Origin of the sequence: Polaromonas sp. DSP2-3-2b2, from assembly GCF_049895905.1 — a bacterium.
In the GTDB taxonomy this organism is placed as follows: Bacteria; Pseudomonadota; Gammaproteobacteria; order Burkholderiales; family Burkholderiaceae_C; genus Polaromonas.
Window position 1 is genome coordinate 123,460 of sequence record NZ_JAFCTH010000004.1, and the last position, 21,879, is coordinate 145,338.

General features: G+C 66.0%; 22 protein-coding genes. 8 read left to right on the top strand and 14 right to left on the bottom strand.

Translation table 11 applies throughout. The features are described 5' to 3' along the window. Positions 1 to 67: 67 nt before the first annotated feature. From ACP7AD_RS05675 to ACP7AD_RS05700, 6 genes are all read right to left on the bottom strand, one after another. The gene (locus tag ACP7AD_RS05675) at positions 68 to 409 is read right to left on the bottom strand and encodes a c-type cytochrome (protein WP_426145419.1); all 342 of its coding nucleotides are present in this window, start codon (positions 407 to 409) and stop codon (positions 68 to 70) included. Between the two features lie 63 nt (positions 410 to 472). Beyond that, complete coding sequence (locus tag ACP7AD_RS05680) at positions 473 to 925, bottom strand: CBS domain-containing protein (protein WP_426145421.1); 453 nt, start codon at positions 923 to 925, stop codon at positions 473 to 475. A gap of 176 nt (positions 926 to 1,101) precedes the next feature. Then, complete coding sequence (locus tag ACP7AD_RS05685) at positions 1,102 to 2,025, bottom strand: metal ABC transporter substrate-binding protein (RefSeq protein WP_426145422.1); 924 nt, start codon at positions 2,023 to 2,025, stop codon at positions 1,102 to 1,104. Positions 2,026 to 2,093: 68 nt separating this feature from the next. Beyond that, a complete protein-coding gene (locus ACP7AD_RS05690; protein ID WP_426145517.1) occupies positions 2,094 to 2,978 on the bottom strand; it encodes a metal ABC transporter permease in 885 nt (294 codons plus the stop codon). Next, complete coding sequence (locus tag ACP7AD_RS05695) at positions 2,978 to 3,775, bottom strand: metal ABC transporter ATP-binding protein (RefSeq protein ID WP_426145424.1); 798 nt, start codon at positions 3,773 to 3,775, stop codon at positions 2,978 to 2,980. Before ACP7AD_RS05695 ends, ACP7AD_RS05690 begins: the two co-directional genes overlap by 1 nt. After that, entirely contained in the window at positions 3,769 to 3,927 is a 159-nt protein-coding gene (locus ACP7AD_RS05700) for a hypothetical protein (RefSeq protein WP_198026736.1), read from the bottom strand. The genes ACP7AD_RS05695 and ACP7AD_RS05700 overlap by 7 nt, the downstream gene beginning before the upstream one ends. Positions 3,928 to 4,049: 122 nt before the next feature. Between ACP7AD_RS05700 and ACP7AD_RS05705 the strand changes: the two genes are divergently transcribed. From ACP7AD_RS05705 to ACP7AD_RS05720, 4 genes are all read left to right on the top strand, one after another. Beyond that, on the top strand, positions 4,050 to 4,547 hold the full coding sequence (locus ACP7AD_RS05705) for a Fur family transcriptional regulator (RefSeq protein WP_426145426.1): 498 nt from the start codon (positions 4,050 to 4,052) through the stop codon (positions 4,545 to 4,547). Between the two features lie 822 nt (positions 4,548 to 5,369). Next, positions 5,370 to 5,963: a CDP-diacylglycerol--serine O-phosphatidyltransferase gene (pssA, locus tag ACP7AD_RS05710; protein WP_426166035.1), complete on the top strand. Its 594-nt coding sequence runs from the start codon at positions 5,370 to 5,372 to the stop codon at positions 5,961 to 5,963. 58 nt (positions 5,964 to 6,021) lie between these two features. Further along, entirely contained in the window at positions 6,022 to 6,405 is a 384-nt protein-coding gene (locus ACP7AD_RS05715; protein WP_426145430.1) for a DUF2784 domain-containing protein, read from the top strand. 157 nt (positions 6,406 to 6,562) lie between these two features. Beyond that, complete coding sequence (locus ACP7AD_RS05720; protein ID WP_426145431.1) at positions 6,563 to 6,799, top strand: hypothetical protein; 237 nt, start codon at positions 6,563 to 6,565, stop codon at positions 6,797 to 6,799. Positions 6,800 to 6,890: 91 nt separating this feature from the next. Here the strand turns inward: ACP7AD_RS05720 and ACP7AD_RS05725 are convergent, their stop codons facing one another. Genes ACP7AD_RS05725 through ACP7AD_RS05740 form a run of 4 tightly spaced genes read right to left on the bottom strand, consistent with a single transcriptional unit; the run spans position 6,891 to position 12,094 of the window. Then, a complete protein-coding gene (locus ACP7AD_RS05725) occupies positions 6,891 to 9,467 on the bottom strand; it encodes an FtsX-like permease family protein (RefSeq protein WP_426145519.1) in 2,577 nt (858 codons plus the stop codon). A 21-nt stretch (positions 9,468 to 9,488) separates the two neighbouring features. After that, on the bottom strand, positions 9,489 to 10,136 hold the full coding sequence (locus tag ACP7AD_RS05730) for an ABC transporter ATP-binding protein (RefSeq protein WP_426145432.1): 648 nt from the start codon (positions 10,134 to 10,136) through the stop codon (positions 9,489 to 9,491). After that, on the bottom strand, positions 10,133 to 11,173 hold the full coding sequence (miaA, locus tag ACP7AD_RS05735; RefSeq protein ID WP_426145434.1) for a tRNA (adenosine(37)-N6)-dimethylallyltransferase MiaA: 1,041 nt from the start codon (positions 11,171 to 11,173) through the stop codon (positions 10,133 to 10,135). The genes ACP7AD_RS05730 and miaA overlap by 4 nt, the downstream gene beginning before the upstream one ends. A gap of 33 nt (positions 11,174 to 11,206) precedes the next feature. Continuing rightward, positions 11,207 to 12,094 (bottom strand): alpha/beta hydrolase, encoded by an 888-nt coding sequence (locus ACP7AD_RS05740; RefSeq protein WP_426145435.1) that lies wholly within the window; start codon positions 12,092 to 12,094, stop codon positions 11,207 to 11,209. Positions 12,095 to 12,286: 192 nt separating this feature from the next. Between ACP7AD_RS05740 and ACP7AD_RS05745 the strand changes: the two genes are divergently transcribed. Beyond that, positions 12,287 to 12,733, top strand: coding sequence for a DUF3429 domain-containing protein (locus ACP7AD_RS05745; RefSeq protein WP_426145437.1), 447 nt, complete (start codon positions 12,287 to 12,289; stop codon positions 12,731 to 12,733). Between the two features lie 23 nt (positions 12,734 to 12,756). On the opposite strand, the gene mutL is transcribed toward ACP7AD_RS05745, so the two are convergent. Beyond that, positions 12,757 to 14,670, bottom strand: coding sequence for a DNA mismatch repair endonuclease MutL (gene mutL / locus ACP7AD_RS05750; RefSeq protein ID WP_426145439.1), 1,914 nt, complete (start codon positions 14,668 to 14,670; stop codon positions 12,757 to 12,759). Between the two features lie 149 nt (positions 14,671 to 14,819). Here mutL and ACP7AD_RS05755 point away from each other — a divergent pair, with 149 nt between their 5' ends. Both ACP7AD_RS05755 and ACP7AD_RS05760 read left to right on the top strand, forming a co-directional pair. Continuing rightward, positions 14,820 to 15,479 carry a DedA family protein gene (locus tag ACP7AD_RS05755; protein ID WP_426145441.1) on the top strand — a complete coding sequence of 220 codons (660 nt, stop codon included), beginning with the start codon at positions 14,820 to 14,822 and terminating at the stop codon, positions 15,477 to 15,479. A 79-nt stretch (positions 15,480 to 15,558) separates the two neighbouring features. Continuing rightward, complete coding sequence (locus ACP7AD_RS05760; protein WP_426145443.1) at positions 15,559 to 17,424, top strand: AMP-dependent synthetase/ligase; 1,866 nt, start codon at positions 15,559 to 15,561, stop codon at positions 17,422 to 17,424. A 156-nt stretch (positions 17,425 to 17,580) separates the two neighbouring features. Here the strand turns inward: ACP7AD_RS05760 and ACP7AD_RS05765 are convergent, their stop codons facing one another. From ACP7AD_RS05765 to tsaE, 3 genes are all read right to left on the bottom strand, one after another. After that, positions 17,581 to 17,793 (bottom strand): glycine zipper 2TM domain-containing protein, encoded by a 213-nt coding sequence (locus ACP7AD_RS05765; RefSeq protein ID WP_029523924.1) that lies wholly within the window; start codon positions 17,791 to 17,793, stop codon positions 17,581 to 17,583. 167 nt (positions 17,794 to 17,960) lie between these two features. Further along, complete coding sequence (locus ACP7AD_RS05770) at positions 17,961 to 19,457, bottom strand: N-acetylmuramoyl-L-alanine amidase (RefSeq protein ID WP_426145445.1); 1,497 nt, start codon at positions 19,455 to 19,457, stop codon at positions 17,961 to 17,963. Beyond that, positions 19,454 to 19,972 (bottom strand): tRNA (adenosine(37)-N6)-threonylcarbamoyltransferase complex ATPase subunit type 1 TsaE, encoded by a 519-nt coding sequence (tsaE, locus tag ACP7AD_RS05775; RefSeq protein ID WP_426145446.1) that lies wholly within the window; start codon positions 19,970 to 19,972, stop codon positions 19,454 to 19,456. The genes ACP7AD_RS05770 and tsaE overlap by 4 nt, the downstream gene beginning before the upstream one ends. Here tsaE and queG point away from each other — a divergent pair. Beyond that, positions 19,943 to 21,046: a tRNA epoxyqueuosine(34) reductase QueG gene (gene queG, locus ACP7AD_RS05780; RefSeq protein WP_426145449.1), complete on the top strand. Its 1,104-nt coding sequence runs from the start codon at positions 19,943 to 19,945 to the stop codon at positions 21,044 to 21,046. The genes tsaE and queG overlap by 30 nt on opposite strands. Positions 21,047 to 21,879 lie beyond the last annotated feature (833 nt).

The following is a 21,879-nucleotide window of genomic DNA, read 5'->3' on the forward strand; positions in this document are numbered from 1 at the left end:
CAGGGCTGACGCCATGCAGCGAGAGCTTTTCAGTGCTGACGCATGTTCGGTGCTTTCAGCGGTTTTTTTATTTCAGCGGCTGGCGTTCATTTTTTGCTGAAATCCGGTCGGCCTGCGGCAGTGGGAATTGGTAGAACCGGGCATTGAGGTAGGTGGCGACTTCCGTGATGTCGTCCTCGCTCCAGCTCAGGCCGGTGGTGGTTTGCCAGCGACGCACTTGCGTCTTGAGGCCGGTCCAGCTCTGCGCGGCCTGCTTGTCCCGCCAATGAAGCTGGGTGCTGTGGCAGGCGAGGCAATGCGTCGAATACAGCAACTCGCCGCGCGAAGGCTCGGACGGCGCCTGGGCTTGTGCAGGCGCCCAGCTTGTCAGGCAGGCCAGCAGGACAAGGAAAAAAGGCTTTTTGGCCATGCGAGGGTTTCCTATTTCTATTGCCGAGGTGGCAGGCAGCGGCTGGCCGCCTGTGCTTGTCAATCAGGCGCGCTGCTCGAACTCCCGGTCCCTGGCGCCTATCACGCCGGCGGCAAGATCGGCCAGTTCGCGCGTCAGCATTTCGAGTATGTCCTCCATGGTGACGATGCCGACCAGCCGGCCCTCGTCATCGGTGATCACCAGGCGGCGCAGGCGGTTGCTGCGCATCAGCCGCACGGCGTCCATGGCGTCCATCTCGGGGCTGGCCGTGACCAGTGGGGCCGACATGATGTCGCCGGCGGTGAATATCGCCGGGTCCAGCCCTTCGGCCATCAGCGCCAGCACCAGGTCCCGGTCGGTGACGATGCCCAGCGGCCTGACCTTTTCCAGTGCATCGACCACGATCAGCGCGCCCACATGGTGCTTTCGCATCAGCTGGGCGGCCGCCAGCGCGGTGGTTTCGGGTTCCGCGACGGCCACCATGACCGTCGCAAAGTCTCTCAAGCGGGTAGGCATGTGAACTCTCCTTTGGGTCAGACGCCTGGCCTGGACTCGGGCGGCGTCTGGACGTTTTGACGGGCGGAAATTCCTGCTGTCTTCAAGCCACCACTTTAGGCAGGCTTGCGCGGCCTGACTTGAGGTGGCGCAAACAAAAGGCGGATGCCTGCCTGTCCATGGCCCATGAAGCGGTATCAGTTGCCGCGCATTCCCGCCGCCAGTTGCGTGACGTTGTGGCGCATCAGCTTGAGGTAGCTGTCCGCCGGTCCGCTTGTGGCTGACAGCGCATCCACATACAGCGCAGGCCCGACGCTCACGCCCGCGTCCTTGCTAAGCTGGGCCAGCAGCCGGGGATTGCTCATGTTTTCGACGAACACGGCCTTGATCTTTTCGCGCTGGATTTGTTTGATGAGCTGCGCCACTTCTTTGGCGCTGGGCTCGGCGTCGGTCGATACGCCTTGAGGGGCTAAAAATTTTATCTGGTACTGCACCGCAAAGTAGCCAAACGCATCGTGCGAGGTGATCACCTTGCGCTTGTCGGCAGGAATCACTGCGAACTGCACCTTGGCCCAGGCGTCCAGCGTCTGCAGCTCCTTGACGTAGGCGCTGGCGTTGGCCTGGTAGATGGCAGCGCCTGCCGGGTCAACCTTGGACAGACCCGCGACGATGTTGCGTGCGTACAGCACGACGTTGTTCGGGTTTTGCCAGGCGTGGGGGTCGGCCTCGTCATGCTGACGGCCTTTGTCTTTATGGCCTTTTTCTTCAGCCATCAAGAGTGGCTTCACGCCTTTCGATGCCACCACGGTCTCGCCCTTGTAGCCGGCTGATTTGGCGAGCTTTTGCGCCCAGGGCTCAAAGCCCAGGCCATTGGTGACCAGCAGCCGGCTTTGCACAATGGCCCTGGCATCGGCCGGTTTGGGGGTGAACGCATGGGCATCCTGGTCAGGTCCGACCAGCGTGGAGACGCTGACCCGGTCGCCGCCGACCACGCGCACCAGGTCGCCCAGAATGCTGAAGCTGGCCACGACCGGGATCGGCTCGGCGGCAAAGCTGGCGCCCGACAGTAGGGCGGCGCTGGCAATGCCGGCTAGCAGGAGTTTGCGAAATACACGGTTCATGGGGTGACCTTTGAAAAAAGAGAAAAAATGAACGGAGACCTCACGCCTCACGCCTCACGCCTCACGCCTCACGCCACACGGTGCCGGCTGGCCCACACGCGCGGCAGCCAGCCGCCCGGCGCCACCAGCAGCGACATGAAGTACAGCGCGCCAGCGCAACCAATGATGGTCGGGCCCGAAGGCGCGTCGAGGTGGTAGGACAGCAGCAGCCCGGTGCTGCTGGCCAGCATCGCCTGCACGCTGGCGTTGACCAGCTGCGCGGGCAGCGTGTCGTGCCAGAGCCGGCTTGACACGGCGGGCAGCATCATCAGCCCGACCGCCATCAGCGTGCCCAAGGTCTGGAAACCCGCCACCAGGTTGATCACGACCAGCATCAAGAAACCCTGCTGCCAGAGCCAGCCGCGCCGCCCCGCAGCGCCCAGGAACACCGGATCAAAACTTTCCAGCACCAGGCCCCGGTACATCGCGGCCAGCAGCAGCACGCTGACCGAGGAAACGCCGGCCACCATCAGCAAGCCCTCGCGGTCCACGCCCAGCGCGCTGCCAAACAAAATGTGCAGCAGGTCCAGCTGGGTGCCGTGGCCCGAGATCAGCGTCACGCCCAGCGCCAGCGCCACCAGGTAAATCGCGGCCAGGCTGGCGTCTTCCTTGAGCACGGTGAAGCGCGTGACCAGCCCGGCAAGGGCCGCCACCGCCATGCCCGCCGCCACGCCGCCCATGGCCATGGCGGTCAGCGACAGGCCGCTCAGCATGAAGCCGATGGCCACACCCGGCAGCACCGCGTGGCTGAGCGCGTCGCCCAGCAGGCTCATGCGCCGCAGCGTCAGAAACACGCCCAGCGGCGCGGCGCTGAGCGACAGCGCCAGCGTGGCGACGAGCGCGCGGCGCATGAAGGCGAATTCGGCGAACGGGGAAATCGCCGTGTCCCACAGCCAGGCGGCCAAGGCGGCCATCATGCGGCCGCTTTCGGTGCAGCCACCTTGCGCGCGTCCAGCGTGTCGGCGCCGCAAAGATCGGCGTTCTCGTCCCAGGCTTCGGCCATGGCGCGGGCGCGTCGCAGATTTGGCTCGGTCAGCACCTCGCCGGTGGCGCCCCAGCCGACCAGTTCGCGCGCCAGCAGCAGCGTGCTGGGGAAATACTCGCGCACCAGGTGATCGTCATGCAGCACGGCGACCACCGTGCGCCGCTGCTGGTGCCACTGCCGCACCAGCGCCAGCAGGGCAGCGGTGGTTTTGGCATCGACCGCGTTAAAGGGCTCGTCGAGCAGGATCAGCTCGGCGTCCTGCACCAGCATGCGGGCAAACATGACCCGTTGCAATTGTCCGCTCGACAGGCTGCCGATGGTGCGGCGCTCAAAGCCCTCCAGCCCGACAGCCTGGAGCGCGGCATCGACGCGCTCCAGCATGCGCCGGGTGACGGCGCCCCACGCGCCGGTGCTGCCCCAGCAGCCCAGCAGCGCGCAGTCGCGCACGTCGATGGGAAAGCTGCGGTCGATGTCGGCCACCTGCGGCAGGTAGGCGATGCGTTCGCGCGGCGGCAGCACCGTCAGCGCGCCGCCGGAGCGCCCGCCTTCAATCGGCAGCAGGCCGACGATGCTTTTGAGCAGCGTGCTTTTGCCCGAGCCATTGGGCCCGACCACGGCGGTCAGCGAGCCCGGTGCAAAGCAGCCGCTGATGTGGTGCAGCGCCGGATGGCTGCGGTAGCTGACCGTGAGGTCGCGCAGCGACACCACCGGGCCGGCCGCTACCACGGGGCGACTTCCACCTGCGCCCAGGCCACCGCCAGCCACAGCAGCGCCACGGCGGGCAGCACGGCCAGCACCCGCAGCCAGGCCGGCCAGGCCAGCACGCTGGCGGCGCGGGAAGGGGTGGAGCGGTGCGCGGAAACTGTTTGCGAAGTCATGGCTTTCCAGAAATGAAGGCGGGCGAGCCGCAGGTTGCGGTAATAATGCAACTAGATTGCGGTAGATTGTAACGCAACTGAATTGCATTAAAAGCGAATTACAAGCGAGTGAACATCCATCTATGGCCTCTTTCCAGTCTCCCGAATCCGCCCGGCTCGACCCTATCGACGCGCTGCTGTCGGCCCACGGCCTGCGGCGCACGGCGGCGGCGCGGCTGGTGCTGGGCTGGCTGCTGGCGCATCCCGACACCAGCTATACCCACGCGCAGCTGCAGACGGCACTCAGCGGCGAAGGCCCTTTGGTGCTGGACCGTGTCACGCTGTACCGGCTGATCGACCGGCTGACGCAGGTCGGCCTGCTGCTGTGCCGTGTCGATGCCAGCCGGGTACGCCGCTACCAGGCGATGCCGGCCAGCGTGCAGGCCATGCCGCACTTCCAATGCCAGAGCTGCCACCGCGACAGCCCTCTGGGGAGCGCCTTGAAGGGCAATGCGCTGGACCTGGATCGGGCGGCGCAGACCGCCATCGAGGCGCTCACGGCCCTGGGCTACCAGGGCATGAGCCTGGACTTTGCCGTGCGCGGCGTTTGCGCCGACTGTGCTACCAGCGGGCCAGAGTGAACGACATGATGGAAGTTAGGCCCCCACGCTCCCCACTGCGTGTGGTTCGCTGCCCCCCGAGGGGGCCGCCCCGCCTGCGGCCTGGCAAAGCCAGTTCCGCGGCCGGAGCTTGCACGGGCGGGTGAAGGGGGCAGGTTCCGGCTTTCCCTGCTGCATGTGGTTCGCTGCCCCCCGAGGGGGTCGCCCCGCCTGCGGCCTGGCAAAGCCAGTTCCGCGGCCGGAGCTTGCACGGGCGGGTGAAGGGGGCAGGTTCCGGCTTTCCCTGCTGCATGTGGTTCGCTGCCCCCCGAGGGGGTCGCCCCGCCTGCGGCCTGGCAAAGCCAGTTCCGCGGCCGGAGCTTGCACGGGCGGGTGAAGGGGGCAGGTTCCGGCTTTCCCTGCTGCATGTGGTTCGCTGCCCCCCGAGGGGGCCGCCCCGCCTGCGGCCTGGCAAAGCCAGTTCCGTGGCCGGAGCTTGCACGGGCGGGTGAAGGGGGCAGGTTCCGGCTTTCCCTGCTGCATGTGGTTCGCTGCCCCCCGAGGGGGCCGCCCCGCCTGCGGCTTGGCAAAGCCAGTTCCGTGGCCGGAGCTTGCACGGGCGGGTGAAGGGGGCAGGTTCCGGCTTTCCCCGCTGCGTGTGGTGTGCGGTGTGCGCTGGCCGTGGCCGCGACGGCCTGCTGGGTCAGCTTGCTGATTTTTGAATGAGTCCGGCCGCCGGGCCGGGCGGCGGCGCTGAAAACACCATCATCATCAGTGCATCCGTCCTGATGGACGATTTCATTTTTTCAAAACTCAGGTACGCTTTCTTCCATGAACCTGCCAAAAATAAACAAGCCTTTCGCCATGATCCGGGAATTTCACCTGGCCGACTGGTTCACGCTGGCCAATGCCATCTGCGGCATCGGGGCCTTGTTTTCTATGATGACCTACCTCCAGGTGAACGACGTCCGGCACATCTACTTTGCCTGCTGGCTGGTCGTGGCCGCGCTGATTTTCGATGTGCTGGACGGGCGCGTTGCCCGCTGGCGGCAGAAAACCTCGGCCATGGGCCGGGAACTCGACTCGCTGGCCGACATCATCTCCTTCGGCGTCGCCCCGGCGGTGATTGCCTACGGCTGCGGCATGCAAGGGCTCTACGACCGCATCATCCTGGCCGGTTTCGTCGCCTGCGGCGTTTCCCGGCTGGCACGCTACAACGTCACGGCCGAGTCGCTGACCGGCGACGGCGACAAGGTCAAGTATTTCGAGGGAACGCCTATTCCGACATCGCTGGTATTGGTCATGGTGATGCTGGTGGCCGCCTGGCAAGGCGCGGTGCAGGGTTCGCTGTGGTTTGGGCAGGTGGAGTTCGGCGGCTTCACGCTGCATCCGCTGGTGCTGCTGTTCGCGCTGTCCGGCTCGCTGATGGTCAGCCGCATCCGCTTTCCCAAGCTCTGAGCTGGGGCTTCTGGCGGATTTTTCCTGGCAGTAAGCGCCAATCGGCCGGTGAACCGCGATGCACTTTCGCCTGGCCGCCGACTTCGTCTTGCTGCTTCACCTGGCCTTCATCGGGTTTGCCGTCTTCGGCGGATTGCTGGCCTTCAGGTGGCGCTGGCTGCCGCTGATTCATCTGCCTACCGTGGCCTGGGCTGTTTATGTGGAGCTGACGGGTGGCCTCTGCCCGCTGACGTCTGTGGAAAACAGTTTTCGCCTCAGCGCCGGCCAATCGGGTTATGCCGAGAGCTTTGTCGAACACTATCTGCTGGCCCTGATCTATCCGCCAGGCCTGACGCGTGACATCCAGTGGGTTCTGGCCGCCGTGGTGGCCGGCATCAACATCGCCATCTATTCATGGCTGGCCTTTCGCCAGCACTCAAGCATCAAGAAACCGGGTGTTTGAAAAATGCTTGTGTACTGCCCTCAGCGTCTTGCGCAACCGCAGCAGGGCGAAATCATGGCTTTGGCTGTGAGGGTTATCGCAGCCAGCAGTGCGCTTCCTCCGCTCCAATTTGATAATATTTCTCGTCAATATTTTTTGATATTTACCGGAGATTCCCATGAAAAAAATCATCACCGTAATGGCCATGGCCGCCTCGTCACTGGCCTTTGCCAGCAGCTGCCCCATGCACATGAAAGAAATCGACGCCAAGCTTGCAACCAGCCCATCGGTTGCGGCCACTGACATGGAGAAAGTCAAAAAGCTGCGCGCCGATGGCGAGGCATTCCACAAGGCGGGCAAGCATGCAGAGTCTGAAAAGGCCTTGGGCGACGCCAAGAAGCTCCTGGGAATCTAAGCCTGCGTCCTGCTTGCGCAGCAGGCAGATCGCCTGCAACCATTGAGAATTGGCGGCCCGGCGCACCATCCGCCGGGCTGGCCAATTTGCCTTACCAGTCTTCCTTCACCGCCAACACCGCGTCCCTGCCGGCGGCCGCGCGTCCGGCCAGCCAAGCGGTCAGCGTGCCGGCCAGCACCACTGCAGTGCACAGCAGCACCAGCCGCCCCCACGGCACCTGCAAGTCCATGGTCCAGTGAAAGCTTTGCGGATTGACGACAAACACCAGCACGGTGGACACCGCCAGGCCCAGCGCCAGTCCGGCCAGCGCGCCAATCACCGTCCAGGCAGCGCCTTCGCCCGCCACCACGCTCAGGATCTGCCGCCGCGTCAGGCCCAGGTGCGCGAGCAGGCCGAACTCCTTGCGCCGCGCCAGCACCTGCGCGCTGAAGCTGGCCGCTACGCCGAACAGGCCAATGGCAATCGCCACGCCCTGCAGCCAGTAGGTCACGGCAAAGCTGCGGTCGAAAATCTTCAGGGAAATGGCGCGGATCTGGCTGCTTGATGCCATTTCCAGCAAGGCGCCGCTGCCGCCTGACTGGCGGTCGGCCAGGCCGCGAATCGACAGCTGCACCTCGGCGTCTGGCACGGCACCGTCGATCCACAGCGCCAGGTCGTTGACCCGCATGTCGCCGCTCAGGCGTTCAAAGTCGCGCTGGGCTATGGTGATGGCGCCAAACTGCCTTGCATAGTCGCGCCACACGCCGGCGACGAAGAATTGCTGGTTTGCTATTAAATCCGTAGCTGCTTGCGCTCGTCCCGCTTGCGCAAAAGCACTAAAAGCCTGTGAAAGCGGCGCAAACACCGTGCCGGGTGTGGCGCCGTACAGGTCCACCATCGCCTCACTGACGTAAATGCCGATCTGCCCGCTGGGCACCGCGAGCGCCGCGCCGACCAGCGGCAGGTCGGTGGCCGGGTTGTCGATGGGCCGCGAGATCAGCGTGACCGCTGGCTTGGCAGCATCGAGCAGCAGCGGCAGGTTGCGCAGCGTGCTGACCCGCGCCACGCCGGGCAGGCCGCCGAGCGCCGTGACAAACCCGGGCGAAAAATAAGCGGTGTCGCTGGCCGAGGCGCTCAGCGTGGAGCGCACGTACAGGTCGGCCGGCAGCACCGTGTCCAGCCAGTGGGTGACCGAGCCGCGAAAACTCGCCACCATCACCGTCAGCGCCACGGCCAGGCTGAGCGACGCGACCACGCCGCTGACCGCCACGGCCGCGCTTTCGCGCACCCGGCGCGCGCGCTCGACCGCCAGCAGCGGCAGCAGGCGATGCGCCACCCACGGGCTGAGCCGGTCGTACAGCAGCGTGATCAGCCAGGGCAGCGCGGTGATGCCGCCGATCAGCAGCAGCGCCACCGAAACATAAGCCGCCAGCGGAATGCCGAACACCGGCGGCAGCATGGCCAGCAGGGAGCCGGCCGCGATCAGGAAAATGCTCAGCCAGCGGCCTGCACCCGAAGCAGGCGCCAGGCCCAGACCCTTAAGGGTTTGCGCCGGCGGCAGCTTTTGCGCCGCCCGTGCAGGCCACCAGCCACCCACGCCGGCCGCCGCCACGCCCAGCGCGCCGTAGCCCAGCGCGGCGCCGCTGCTCCACTGCAGCGTCGGCGCCACGCCGGAAAAATAGCCGCCGCCCAAGTCGCCACCCAGCAGGCGCAGCGCCAGCGCCGCCAGTCCGCCGCCCAGCGCGATGCCGGCCAGGCTGCCGACGATGCCCAGCGCCAGCGACTCGATCAGCACCAGCTGCAGGCGCTCGCGGCCGGTCAGTCCGAGCACGCCGAGCAGCGCAAACTGCTGCGCCCGCTTGGCCACGCTGAGCGACAGCACCGAAAACACCAAAAAAGCGCCGGTGAACAGCGCCACCAGCGCCAGCACCGTGAGGTTGACGCGGTAGGCGCGCGACAGGTTGCTGACGCGCTCGGCGGCGTCGCCGGGCGCGGTGGCGGTGATGCCGGCCGGCAGCTGCAGGCTGTCGATGAAGCGGCGGGTGTCGGCGCCCGCCCTGAGCCGCACGTCGATGCGCGACAGCTGGCCGCTGCGGCCAAACAGCTCCTGCGCCGCGCCAATGTCCATCACCGCCAGCGGCCCGCCGCCGGCGTTCACGCTGCCCGCCACGCTGACGCCGCGCAGCTGCAGGCCGTCCTGCAGCTGCAGCCGGTCGCTGGCGAAGACCCGGCGCGCTGCAGGGTTCAGAAACACCGTGGCGGGCGCGAACAGCGCCATCCGGTCGGCGTCCTTCGCGGGCACCGGCATCAGACTGGGCGCCACCGACGCCACGGCCAGCGCATCGATGCCGATGATGCGCAAGGGCTGGCGTTTGGACCGGTCGCCGTTTTCATCGAGCGCATAAGTTGACAGCTCTAGCACCGGGCTGGCCATGGTCACCTGCGGATGGTTGGCCACCTGGGCATACAGCGCCTCGTCAAAGCTGCCCTGCACGGCCCGCAGTTCCAGGTCCGGCTGGCCGTTGACCGCGCGCACCGCCTGCGAGAACTCGCTGAGCGCCGAGGCATTGATCAGGTGCACGGAAAACGCCAGCGCCACGCCCAGCATCACCGCGACGACGGCGGCCACGCTGCGCCACGGGTGGTGGCGCAGCTCCTGCCAGGAAAAGGTTTGCAGCAGGGCGCGCATGGGCTGGGTGCTTGCCATGCCTCAGGCCGAGATGCCGGTACTGCTCAGGTGCAGCACCCGGTCGGCGCGCGCGGCGGCGGCGACCGAATGCGTCACCAGCACCATGGCCGCGCCATGTTCGCGGGTCTGGGCGATCAGCGCGTCCATCACCTTGGCGGCGGTGGCCGGGTCGAGGTTGCCGGTCGGCTCGTCGGCCAGCAGCAGGCCGGGCCGATGCACCAGCGCCCGGGCAATCGCCACGCGCTGCAGTTGCCCGCCGCTCAGCTGCTGCGGCAGGCGCTGGCCCAGTCCACCCAGGCCGACGGCTTGGAGCAGCGCCTCGACGCGCGCGTCGTCGGGCTCGCCCAGCAGCAGCAGCGGCAGGGCGACGTTCTGCGCCACGTCCAGGTGCGGCAGCACATGAAAGGCCTGGAACACAAAGCCGACCTGGCGGCGGCGCAGCAGGGCGCGCTGGTCGTCGCTCATTTGCCCCAGGTCGGCGCCGCCCAGGCTGACCGTGCCTTCGTCCCAGCTGTCGAGCCCGGCCATGCAGTTGAGCAGCGTGGACTTGCCCACGCCCGACTCGCCGACGATGGCGACGAATTCGCCGGGCGCCACGTCAAGGGTGACCTGGCTGAACACGGCCGTGTCGCCGTAGCGCTTGCAGAGATTGTTGATGCGCAAGCTCATGCGAAGGCCCTGGCTTCGACCTTGACCAGCGCAAGCACCTGTTCGAGCGCCGTGGGGTCATCGCAGGCGACGACGCGGCGCTGCGGCATCGACCGCAGCCAGGTGATCTGCCGCTTGGCCAGCTGGCGCGTGGCAAAAATGCCCTTGTCGCGCAACTCGGTCCATTCGAGGGCAGAAAGGCTGCCGTCCAGTCCGCGCGCCTCGTGCGCGTCCAGTATTTCCCAGGCCTGGCGGTAGCCGACGCAGCGCATGGCCGGCAGGTCGGCCGTCAGGTCGCCGCGCGCGCGCAGCGCCCTGACTTCCTCGACAAAGCCCGAAGCCAGCATGGCATCGAAACGCCGGGCAATGCGCGCGTGCAGCCAGGCGCGATCCGCCGGTTCCAGGGAAATAAGTGCAGTTCCGCTTATCCCGCCTGCGTTGTCAGCTATGTTTTTAGCAGCGTTTCTTTGGTGAAAGAAAGACAGCGGCTGGCCCGACACCCGGAACACTTCGAGCGCCCGCGAGATGCGCTGCGAATCGTTCGGCGCCAGCCGATCCGCCGTGAGCGGGTCCACCCGCGCCAGCTCGGCATGCAGCGATGGCCAGCCTTTGTCAGCCGCTTCCAGCGCCAGCACGGCGCGCACCGCCTGGTCGGCGGGCGGCATGTCGTCCAGTCCGTCAAACAGCGCCTTGAAGTACAGCATGGTGCCGCCGACCAGCAGCGGCAGATGGCCGCGCGCGCTGATCTCCGCAATCAGCCGCCGGGCGTCGTGCACGAACTCGGCGGCGCTGTAGGCGTTGAGCGGGTCGCGGATGTCGATCAGGTGGTGCGGCACGGCGGCCAGCTCGTCCATGCTGGGCTTGGCCGTGCCGATGTCCATGCCGCGATAGACCAGCGCCGAATCGACGCTGATGATCTCGACCGGGCAGGTGTCGGCGTAGTGCCGGGCAATCGCCAGCGCGGCCGCCGTCTTGCCCGATGCGGTGGGGCCAGCCAGCGCGATGCAGCGCAGGCTCGGGGGGGGCGCGGTGCGCGCCGACTCAAAAGAAACAGACATGCGGGCTAGGCTACCAGAAAGGCGCCGGGCCCATCAGTGCACGGCGAGCATTTCAGCGCTGCCGGGACGCGCGCCAAACAAGCCGGCCAGCGCCACGCGGTACTGCGCCTGGCCCAATGCGTTGGTGTTGTGGTGCGAGCCGCCTTCCACCAGCACAAAAGCCTTGGGTTGCTGCGCCGCTTCATACAGCCTGCGGCCCAGCGCCGGCTGGATCAAGCGGTCGTCCGAGCCATGCACCACCAGCAGCGGCGAGCCCAGGCGGGTCACCTTGTCCACCGATTCGAAAGGCTGGGTGATCAGCAGGCGCAGCGGCAGCCAGCCCCATTTCATGGTGCCGACCACATCGGCGATCGAGGTGAAGGTGCCTTCGACAATGGTGCCGGCCTCGCTGTCCACCTGCGAAGCCAGTTCGATGGCGACCGCGCCGCCCAGCGAATGGCCAAAGATGTAGCGCGGCTGGCCGGGTTGCCGCGCGCCCAGCCAGTCCCAGGCGGCTCTGGCGTCTTCGGCGGCCATGTTTTCCGAGGGCAGGCCGGGCGAGCTTTTGCCGAAACCCCGGTAATCGACCGCCAGCACCGAAAAGCCCAGCTCCTGCATGCGGCGGATGCGCGGCGCCGAGCCTTCGACGTTCCAGCGGGCGCCGTGCAGGTACAGCATCAAGGGCGCCTTGGCGCCGTTCCAGCCGCGCTGCCCGTTGCCTGCCGGCAGCCACAGCCCGTGCAGCTTGACCGGCTGGCCCGTGGCGGCTGAATCAAAGTCGATCCAGACGTCCTTCATGTCCTGCCTCAGCGACGCGCTGGCGCCCCAGCTGCGGTCGCTGGGCTGAAAGATCCAGCCGCGCTGTTTTTCGTCGAGGGTGGTGCATCCGGCCAGAACGGCCAATGCCAATGCGAGGGAGGAAATGAGGGGCCAGTGTTTCATTGACTTGAACTGACCCGCCTTGAAACAAAAAGTTCTGGCCTGTGAAACTGAAACTGACGAAGTTCCGGTAAAGCCGGCTGCCGGCGGCAAGGTCAGAAGCAGTCTGCAATCGCATCCAGCGGCTTGCCCGCAGCGCTTGGGAGGCCTGTTCAACAACCGGCTGCCAGGGAGCCGCTGTCCTACACTTCAGCCATGATGATCACCGGTTTTGCCACCCCTTCCACTGCCGCCCGCGTCTTGGGCCTGGCCGGCTTGCTGCCTTTCATCGCGGGCGCCGCTGCGCTGGCTGGACTGGAAGCGCCCGGCCTTCGCGCCTGGGCGGCAACGGCGCTGGTGGCCTACGGCGCGCTGATCGCCACTTTTCTGGGTGGCATTCACTGGGGGCTGGCGATGCGGGGCGTGCAGCCCGTCAGCGTGCGCCTGGGCTGGGGCGTTTCGCCCAGCCTGCTGGCGTGGGTGGCCCTGCTGTTGCCGGTCAATCTGGGGCTGGGGCTGCTGGCCGCGCTGCTGGCGGCCTGCTATGCGGTGGACCGAACGCTGTATGCCAGCGCCGGGCTGTCGGGCTGGCTGGGCCTTCGCCTGCAACTCACCAGCGTGGCCACCTTGAGTTGCCTGGCCGGCGCCTGGGTGGCGCGTTAAGCCAACTTGGCGGGTTGAGGACTTCAGCGTCCGCGCAAAAACAGGCTGTCGAGTTCCTTCAGGCTGACCTGGCGCCAGGTCGGCCGGCCGTGGTTGCACTGGTCGGAGCGCTCGGTCGCTTCCATCTGGCGCAGAAGTGCATTCATTTCATCGACGGTCAGCCGCCGGTTGGCGCGCACCGCGCCGTGGCAGGCCATGGTGCCGAGCAGTTCGTGGTGCGCCCGCTCGACCACGGTGCTGGCCTCCACCTGCGCCAGTTCGGCCAGCACGCTTCTAGCCAGTTCCACCGCGTCACCGGCCGCCAGGCTGGTCGGAACGGCGCGCACCGCCAGCGTTTTGGGCGAAAACGGCGTGATTTCCAGGCCCAGCAGGGCTAGCGTGTCGATGCAGGCTTCGGCTGTCGCCACTTCGTGCGGCGTGGCGGCAAACGTCGCGGGAATCAAGAGCGGCTGGCTGGCGATGCGCGCGCTGTCGAACTGGCTTTTCAGCCGTTCATAGACGATGCGCTCGTGGGCTGCATGCATGTCCACGATGACCAGGCCTTGGGCGTTTTCGGCCAGGATGTAGACGCCCTGCAACTGCGCCAGGGCGCGGCCCAGCGGCCAGTCGCCGTGGGGCAGGGCGGGTTCTAGCGGCGGGCCGGACGGCTGGGTTTCACTGGCGGCTGGCGCTCCGGGCGCGGCACGCTCGGGTGCAGCGGGCCGTGCCGTGCCGGGCGACACCGGCCACAAGGCTTCAAAGTCCGAAACGCGGTTTGTCTGGTTTGCTCCGAATTTAATAGCTGGTTGCGCCCACCCCTGCTGCGCAAAAGCCTGTTTTGGCATTAAATTTTGGTTCAGCGAAGGCTGATGCGATGCCTCGGCGGGCGCCGCACCGGCGCGGGGCGCTGCCAGCGCATCCTGCACGCCATGGCGCACCGCCTGGTGCACCTCGCGGCTGTCGCGAAAGCGCACCTCGATCTTGGTCGGATGCACATTCATATCGACCCGCGCTGGGTCGATCTCGACATACAGCGCATACACCGGCTGGCGGTGGCCGTGCAGCACATCCTCGTAGGCGCTGCGGGCGGCATGGGCCAGCACCTTGTCGCGCACGAAGCGGCCGTTGACATAGGCAAACTGCTGGTCGGCGCGCGAGCGGGCAGCGTCGGGAATGCCGGCCCGGCCCCAGACGCGCACGGCGGGCTGGCCATCGGCCCGCAGCGCGCTGCTTTCGTAATGCACCGCCACCGACTGCTCGACGAATTCGGCGCCCAGCACATCGGCCAGCCGCTGCTCGTGGTGCGCCAGGCTGTGCTCGCTGGCCAATGCGCCGGTGCAGGCGCGCCACTGCTCGACCAGCTTGCCTTCGTGCCAGATGGCAAAGCCGACATCGGGTCGCACCAGGGCATGGCGGCGAACGGCTTCGATGCAGTGCGCCAGTTCGGTGGCATCGGTTTTCAAAAACTTGCGCCGCGCCGGCGTGGCGTAGAACAGCTCGCGCACCTCGACGCTGGTGCCGCGCGCGCGGGGCGCCGGCTTCAGCTCGCCGGTGCGGCCGTCCAACTGCCAGGCGTGCTCGGTGTCCAGCGTGCGCGAGATCAGGCTCATGTCGGCGATCGAGTTGATCGCGGCCAGCGCCTCGCCCCGAAAACCCATGGTGCCGACGGCCTCCAGGTCCTGCAGCGACGCGATCTTGCTGGTCGCATGGCGGCGCAGCGCCACCGGCAGTTCCTCTCTGGCAATGCCCTGGCCGTCGTCCTCGACCCCAATCAGCCGCACGCCGCCTGCCGACAGGCGCACCGTGACCTGCGTGGCGCCGGCATCGAGCGCGTTGTCGAGCAATTCGCGCACCACTGACGCCGGGCGCTCCACCACCTCGCCGGCGGCAATCTGGCTGATCAGTTCATCGGGAAGGTCGCGGATGGGGCGGCGCGCGGCCGGGTCTTGAGGCGTCATGAGGCGCCGATTTTAGGCGCAGCAGCCCGTTGGCCCCCCTTGGCTGCAGGGCATGGCTTTGCTGAAGGCGCATGCCGCGCGGGCGGTTTTCCGCGCGGCTGATCAGGACAGCGGCAAAAAGCCGTGGCGGACCTGTCAAAATCACGACCATGGAACTAGCCGCCTTTCTCATCGATTTCATCCTTCATGTCGACAAGCACCTGGAAACCTTCGTGGCCAGCTATGGCTTGTGGGTCTATGCGCTGCTCTTTTTGATCATCTTTGTCGAGACCGGCGTGGTCGTGATGCCGTTTTTGCCCGGTGATTCGCTGCTGTTCGTGGTCGGCGCGATGTGCGGCGTCGGCCTGATGAGCTATCCGCTGGCCGTGGGCCTGCTGTTTGTGGCGGCGGTGCTGGGCGACCAGTGCAACTACTCGATTGGCCGCTACATCGGGCCCAAGGTGTTCCAGTGGGAAGACTCGCGCTTTTTCAACAAGCGGGCGTTCAACCAGGCGCATGCGTTTTACGAGCGCTATGGCGGCGTGACCATCATCGCCGCGCGCTTCATGCCCTTTTTGCGCACCTTCGCGCCTTTTGTTGCCGGCATTTCGCACATGAGCCGTGGCAAGTTCTCGCTGTTCAATGTCGTCGGCGCGGCCTTGTGGGTCGGCGGCATCGTCACAGTCGGCTACGCGTTTGGCAATGTTCCTTTTGTCAAGGCAAACCTGGACAAGATCATCTGGGCGATGATCCTGGTGCCCGGACTGCTCGTGCTTTTTGGCGCCTGGCGGGCACGGCGCCAGGCTGGCAGCTCGCCGGTCCAGCCTTGAATCCTGCGCGTCGTTCTGGCGGGCACGGCCTTGCGCGCCGTGCCCGCCAGGCCGCGCTGCGCTTTTTTGAATAATAACGATGACGATGACGATGACGATGACGATGACGATGCTCCTTTGCGCCGTGCGCACCCTGCCCGAACTGCTCGCTTTCCGGCTGGCGCAGAGCCCCGGGGGAGCGGCTTACCGCGAATTTGACGAGGCCGCCGGCCAATGGCAGACGACACGCTGGGCCGAGGCCGGCGCGCGCATCGCGCAGTGGGCTAGTGCGCTGGCGGCGATGCGACTGGAGCGGCAGGCGCGCATTGCCATTTTGCTGCCCAACGGCCTGGACGCTGTTTGCATCGACCAGGCCGCGCTGTCACTGAGCCTGGTGCCGGTGCCGCTGCATGCCATCGACAACCCTGGCAGCATTGCCTACATCCTGTCGGACTGCGAGGCGTCGGTGGCAATGGTGTCCAGCCTGGCCCAGTGGCGCGCCATCGAAGGCGTCGGCCTGGCGCTGCCGGCGCTCAGGCAGGTGGTCGTGACGGCGCTTGATGCCTTGCCGCTTGGTCCCGCCGGCGCTGGCGTGCCGGTGGTTTCGCTGGCTGATTGGCTCGCGGCGGGGCAGGGCCTGCCGCATGCCGTGCAGCCGCCCGATGCCGGCGACCTGGCGGCCATCGTCTACACCTCGGGAACCACCGGCAAGCCCAAGGGCGTGATGCTGACGCATGCGAACGTGGTGTCCAACGTGCTTGCCATATTGGCGCGCGTGGTGCCGACGTCGGATGATGTATTTTTGTCCTTCCTGCCGCTGTCGCACACCTTCGAGCGCACGGCCGGTTATTACCTGCCGCTGGCCACCGGCAGTTGCGTGGCCTATGCGCGTTCGGTGGCCTTGCTGGCCGAAGACCTCAAGACGGTTCGGCCGACAGTGCTGGTCTCGGTGCCACGCATCTATGAGCGGGTGTTCGGCAAATTACAGGAGTCGCTGGCCGGCTCGGTGTTCAAAACGCGCTTGTTTCATGCCGCGCAGGCCGTGGGCTGGCGGCGCTTTTGCAAGGCCCAGCGCCTTAAACTGGCCGACGGCGAAGGCAGCGTCTGGTCAGTGCTGGACCCGCTGCTGTGGCCTTTGCTCGACCGGCTGGTAGCTGGCAAGCTGCGGGCGCAGTTCGGCGGGCGGGTGCGCGTGGCGGTGAGTGGCGGTGCGCCGCTGTCGCATGCTGTGGCGCGCTGCTTTCTGGGGCTGGGCTTGCCGCTGCTGCAGGGCTACGGCATGACGGAAACCTCACCGGTGGTGGCGGCCAACGGCGTCGATGACAACGACCCGGCAACGATCGGCCGCCCGTTGCCGGGTGTCGAGGTGCGCATCGCAGGCAACCGCGAATTGCAGGTGCGCGGCCCGTCGGTAATGCAAGGCTACTGGAAGCGCGCCGACGACACGGCCCGCGTCATGACGCCGGACGGCTGGCTGTCCACCGGCGACCAGGCCGACATGCAGGACGGCCGCATCCGCATCATGGGCCGGATCAAGGAAATCATCGTGACATCGACCGGCGAAAAGGTGCCGCCTGGCGATCTGGAACTGGCGATTGCGGTCGATCCGCTGTTCGCGCAGGTGCTGGTGGTCGGCGAGAACCAGCCCTTCATCGCCTGCGTGGCGGTGGTCAACCCGGTTGAATGGCAGCGTCTGGCGGCTTCTCTTGGCATGGATGCTGACGCCAGCCTGAACCAGCCGGCCGTCCACCGGGAGGCGCTGGTGCGCGTGGCCGCCCAGACCCGCGACTTTGCCCGCTACGCCATGCCCCGCGCGATCTTCCTGATGCGCGAGCCGTGGACGGTAGAAAACACCCTGATGACCCCCACCCTCAAGCTCAAGCGCAACAACCTGATGGCGCGCTATGCGGGCGAGATCGAGGCAATGTATCACCCGGAAGTGCACCAGGTGAAGGTGCGCGCGTAGATATTCATGGACATCCACCGGACTGGCGGTTCTGCGTGGGCGCAAAAAAAAAGACGGCTCGCTGAAATCAATCAGGAATCGTCTTTTTTGTTTCAGCCGCTCTGGCTGAAAGCCGCTCGCACGGCAGCGCCTAGGGCGGCGTTCAGGCCGGAAAGCTTATTTGCGCTTGCCGACCTCGTTGCCGATCAGGGCGCCGGCAGCGGCGCCGCCAACGGTTCCGAGCGTGCCGCCAAAGACGGCATTGCCGGCCACGCCGCCCAGCACTGCGCCGGCGCCGGTGCCAATTTGCGCATTGGTCGGGTTGGTTCCGCAACCGGTCAGGGCAATCAGGGAAGCGGCAGCGGCGGACATCAAAATTTTCGTGATCATGGTTTTCACCTTTTCTGTTGGATCCAGACTGATTCACCAGAGCCCGTCACATCGGGGCATCTTGGCGCAGCCTGTAGTTTCAGTCTAGCGTACGTATTGAAGCCGGACTGTAGGAAAAAATCGCCGGCCTGTGTCATATGGCCGGTCGCTTGCCAGGTCAGCCGTTTTTACAGGGCGCGGTTGCGCGCCAGTGGCGGGTTGTTGGCAAAGTAGCGCGAAATGCCGCGCATCAGCGCATCAGCCAGCTGAATCTGGTAGCCGTCGCTGCGCAGCCGGGCTTCTTCCAGCGGGTTGCTGATGAAGGCGGTTTCAACCAGCACGCTGGGAATGTCAGGCGCCTTGAGCACGGCGAAGCTGGCCTGCTCGACGCGGGGCTTGTGCAGCTTGCCGACATTGCCGATCTCGCCGAGCATGGCGCTGCCCAGCTTCATGCTGTCGTTGATCTGCGCCGTGGTGCTCATGTCGAACAGGGCGCGTTGCACCTGCGCGTCCTTGACCTGGACATTGACGCCGCCGACCAGGTCGGCTGAATTTTCCTTATTGGCCAGCCAGCGGGCGGCGCTGCTCGAAGCGCCTTTTTCGCTCAGGGCAAAAACGCTGGCGCCCGCAGGTGTTTCAGTAAAGAAAGCGTCGGCATGCAGGCTGATGAACAGGTCGGCCTTCACGCTGCGCGCCTTTTGCACCCGCACCTGCAGCGGGACGAAAAAGTCGGCATCGCGCGTGAGGTAGGCGCGCATGTTGGGCTGCTGGTTGATGCGGTCGCGCAGGCGGTGCGCGATCTGCAGCACCACGTCTTTTTCACGCGTGCCGCCCGGGCCGATAGCGCCGGGGTCTTCGCCGCCATGACCGGGGTCGAGGGCGACGATGACCAGGCGGTCGGTCTTGTTTTCAATCTCGGGCGCTGTGTCGCCCCTTGAAAAGGGCGTGGTGGCAGCCTGCGGCCGGGAAGGTGGCAGCCTGATGGCCGGCGGTTCCAAGGACGCGACCACCGGCGGCCTGGGGGCGGCCGGCCGGCCGGCGTTGGCCGCAACGCTGGCGGGCGGCGCGGCAGGGGCAGGCGCGGAGGCGGCCTTGCCCGATTGCTGCGCCATCAGGCTGCCCAGCGGGTCATGGGCCAGGCCGGCGGCATTGACCGGCGGCGCCGCTGGCGCGGTGGTAACAGGCGCGGCCGGCTTGACCGGGTCGGCCAGGCGTTCGGCAATCAAGGCTTCGAGCGGGTCCACCGGCTGCGCCGGATACAGGTCGAACACCAGCCGGTGCTGGTAGGCAGCGACAGGCGTCAAGCTGAAGACCTGCGGCAGCATCGGCTTTTTCAGGTCCATGACCAGCCGCACCACGCCGGGCGCGTTCTGCCCGACGCGAATGCCCGAAATGTTCGGGTCGTCGGACTTGACCTTGGCGACGAGTTCGCGCAGCGCCGGGATCAGGTCGATGCCCTCGATGTCGACGGCCAGTCGGGGCGGCTCGGGAATGAAGAACTGGCGCGCCTTGATCGCGGTGTCGGACTCGATGGTCAGGCGCGTATAGTCTTTCGACGGCCAGACGCGCACCGCGATGATCGAGGCGCCGCGCGCGATGTGCTGGGTGCCCAGCAGCAGCACGATGCCGCCCATCTGCAGCGCATGGCGGCGACTTGGACCCTTGGAAGACTTCTTGTTGTTCATGCCAGTAACTCCGCCCCCGTGGGGGTATGGGCCGTCAGGGTGATGCGCCGCGATTCATCAAGCTGCATCTCGATGGCAATCACCAGGTCAGGCAAGGGCAGATGATCGCCCGCCTTTTCCGGCCATTCGACCAGCTTGAGCCCGGGGCTGGCAAAAATGTCGCGAAACCCGGCTTCTTCCCACTCATGCGGATCATTGAAACGGTAAAAGTCAAAGTGCCAGATTGACAATTCCAGATTGTGGCCCGAGTCAAGGCGTGGGGCAGCCAATGTGTAAGCTTCCACCACCGCATAGGTGGGGCTTTTGATGCGCCCCTGCACGCCGAGCGCGCCGAGCAGGTGACGCACGAACGTCGTCTTGCCGGCGCCCAGGTCGCCGTGCAGCTCGACCAGCGCGCGCTTGATCGCCGGCTTGCCGGCCAGCGCCCGCGCAAAGGATTGCGTGGCCGCCTCATCGGGCCAGGCGATGTTTTTTACAATCAGCGCATGCCGACCTGCAATCAGTGGAACAGTCATCAATTCGTTTCTCAAATTCAAACCTGGGCGCGCGAGCTGGGGTTTTCGCAAACCGGCATCGCGGATGTTGACTTGTCGTCAGCCGAACCAGGATTATCGGCCTGGCTGGCTGCCGGTTTTCATGGAAGCATGCACTACATGGCGGCGCATGGCCTTAAAAGAGCGCGACCGGCTGAATTGGTTCCGGGAACGGTCAGCGTGATCACCGCGCGCATGGATTATCTGCCGGCCTCCACGCCCCGCCAGCCCGGCGAATGGCAAGCGATGGAGCTCAGCCGGCTGCAGCGACCGGCCGAAGGTATTGTGTCAAGCTATGCTCGGGGGCGCGACTACCACAAGGTGCTGCGCGCCCGGCTGCAAAAGCTCGCCGAACGCATGGGCGAGCAGATCGGCCCCTTTGGCCACCGCGCCTTCACCGACTCGGCGCCGGTGCTGGAGGCCGAACTGGCGTCGCGCAGCGGCCAGGGCTGGCGCGGCAAGCACACGCTGGTGCTCAACCGCGCGGCGGGTTCGATGTTTTTCCTGGGCGAAATCTACGTCGACATTGCACTGCCGCCGAGCGCCCCGGTCACGCCCCATTGCGGCAGCTGCCAGGCCTGCATCGACATCTGCCCGACGCAGGCCATCGTGGCACCCGGCAAGCTCGATGCGCGGCGTTGCATTTCTTACCTGACGATAGAGCACGCTGGCCCGATTCCGTTGGAACTGCGCCACTTGATGGGCAACCGCATCTACGGCTGCGACGACTGCCAGCTGGCCTGCCCGTGGAACAAGTTCGCCCAGCGCAGCAGCTTGAGCGATTTCGACGAACGCCAGGGTTTGAGCGGGCAGCAGCTGGTCCTGCTCTTCGGCTGGAGCGAGGACGACTTCCTGCGCCTGACCGAAGGCAGCCCGATCCGGCGCATCGGCCACGCGCGCTGGCTGCGCAACATCGCGCTGGCCATGGGCAATGCCTTGCGCGGCGGCATCACAAACCCGGCGGACGAGGCCGGCCTGCGCGCCAGCTTGCAGGGCCGCGCCGAGCATCCGAGCGAGGTGGTGCGCGAGCAGGTGGCCTGGGCGCTGGGCCAGTGAGGCCGCTCAATAGCGGTTTGATCGCTGCGTTCTCTGCCCTCTGTTCTCTGCTTTTGTTCTTGGGCTTTGGGTGGTTTCTTCTGTGGATTGAGGGGTGAGCGCCTTCCCGGCGGGGGGTAACTTTCTTTTCTGGCAAAAAAGAAAGTCACCAAAGAAAGTTGCCCTGGGGGCGGGAGCGGGTTAGAGCTGAACGCTCTGTCGGACCATCGCTGCGCTGGGCCCTTGGTTCTTTGATCGGCAGCCAGTAGCCAATGCCTGTGACTGGCTGGTTCGACCGCTCGTTCGCCAACAGCTTCACGCTCTGCTTGATCGGTTCTTTTGTGCTTCAGACAGTGCTGGCGGTTTCTTGCCTTTTTTCCCGGCTAAGGCAGGCTGTGGAGGGATGACAGCGGACAGTGAAAAGGGCCATCGTGGTTCCACACCCAGCGGGTAAGGGCACAAATAAATGGCGCAGCCGACAGCGACGCGCGCAGCGCAAGCCAGTCAGCTAGAACAAGCAGAGCGTGAAGCTGTTGGCGAACGAGCGGTCGAACCAGTCGGCCACCGGCATCGCTAACAGCCCTCAGATCAAGCACCCAGGGCCCAGCGCAGCGATGGCCCGACAGAGCGTTCAGCTCTAACCCGCTCCCAAGGCAACTTTCTTTGGTGACTTTCTTTTTTGCCAGAAAAGAAAGTTACCCCCCGCCGGGAAGGCGCTCACCCCTCAAACCACAGAAGAAGCCGCCAAGCCAAAGGCAAACGACAAACGACAAACGACAAACGACGCAGCGATCAAACCGGATAAGTTAGCAGTCACCGTTTTTATCATTAAAAAATGCCATTTGCGCATGCTG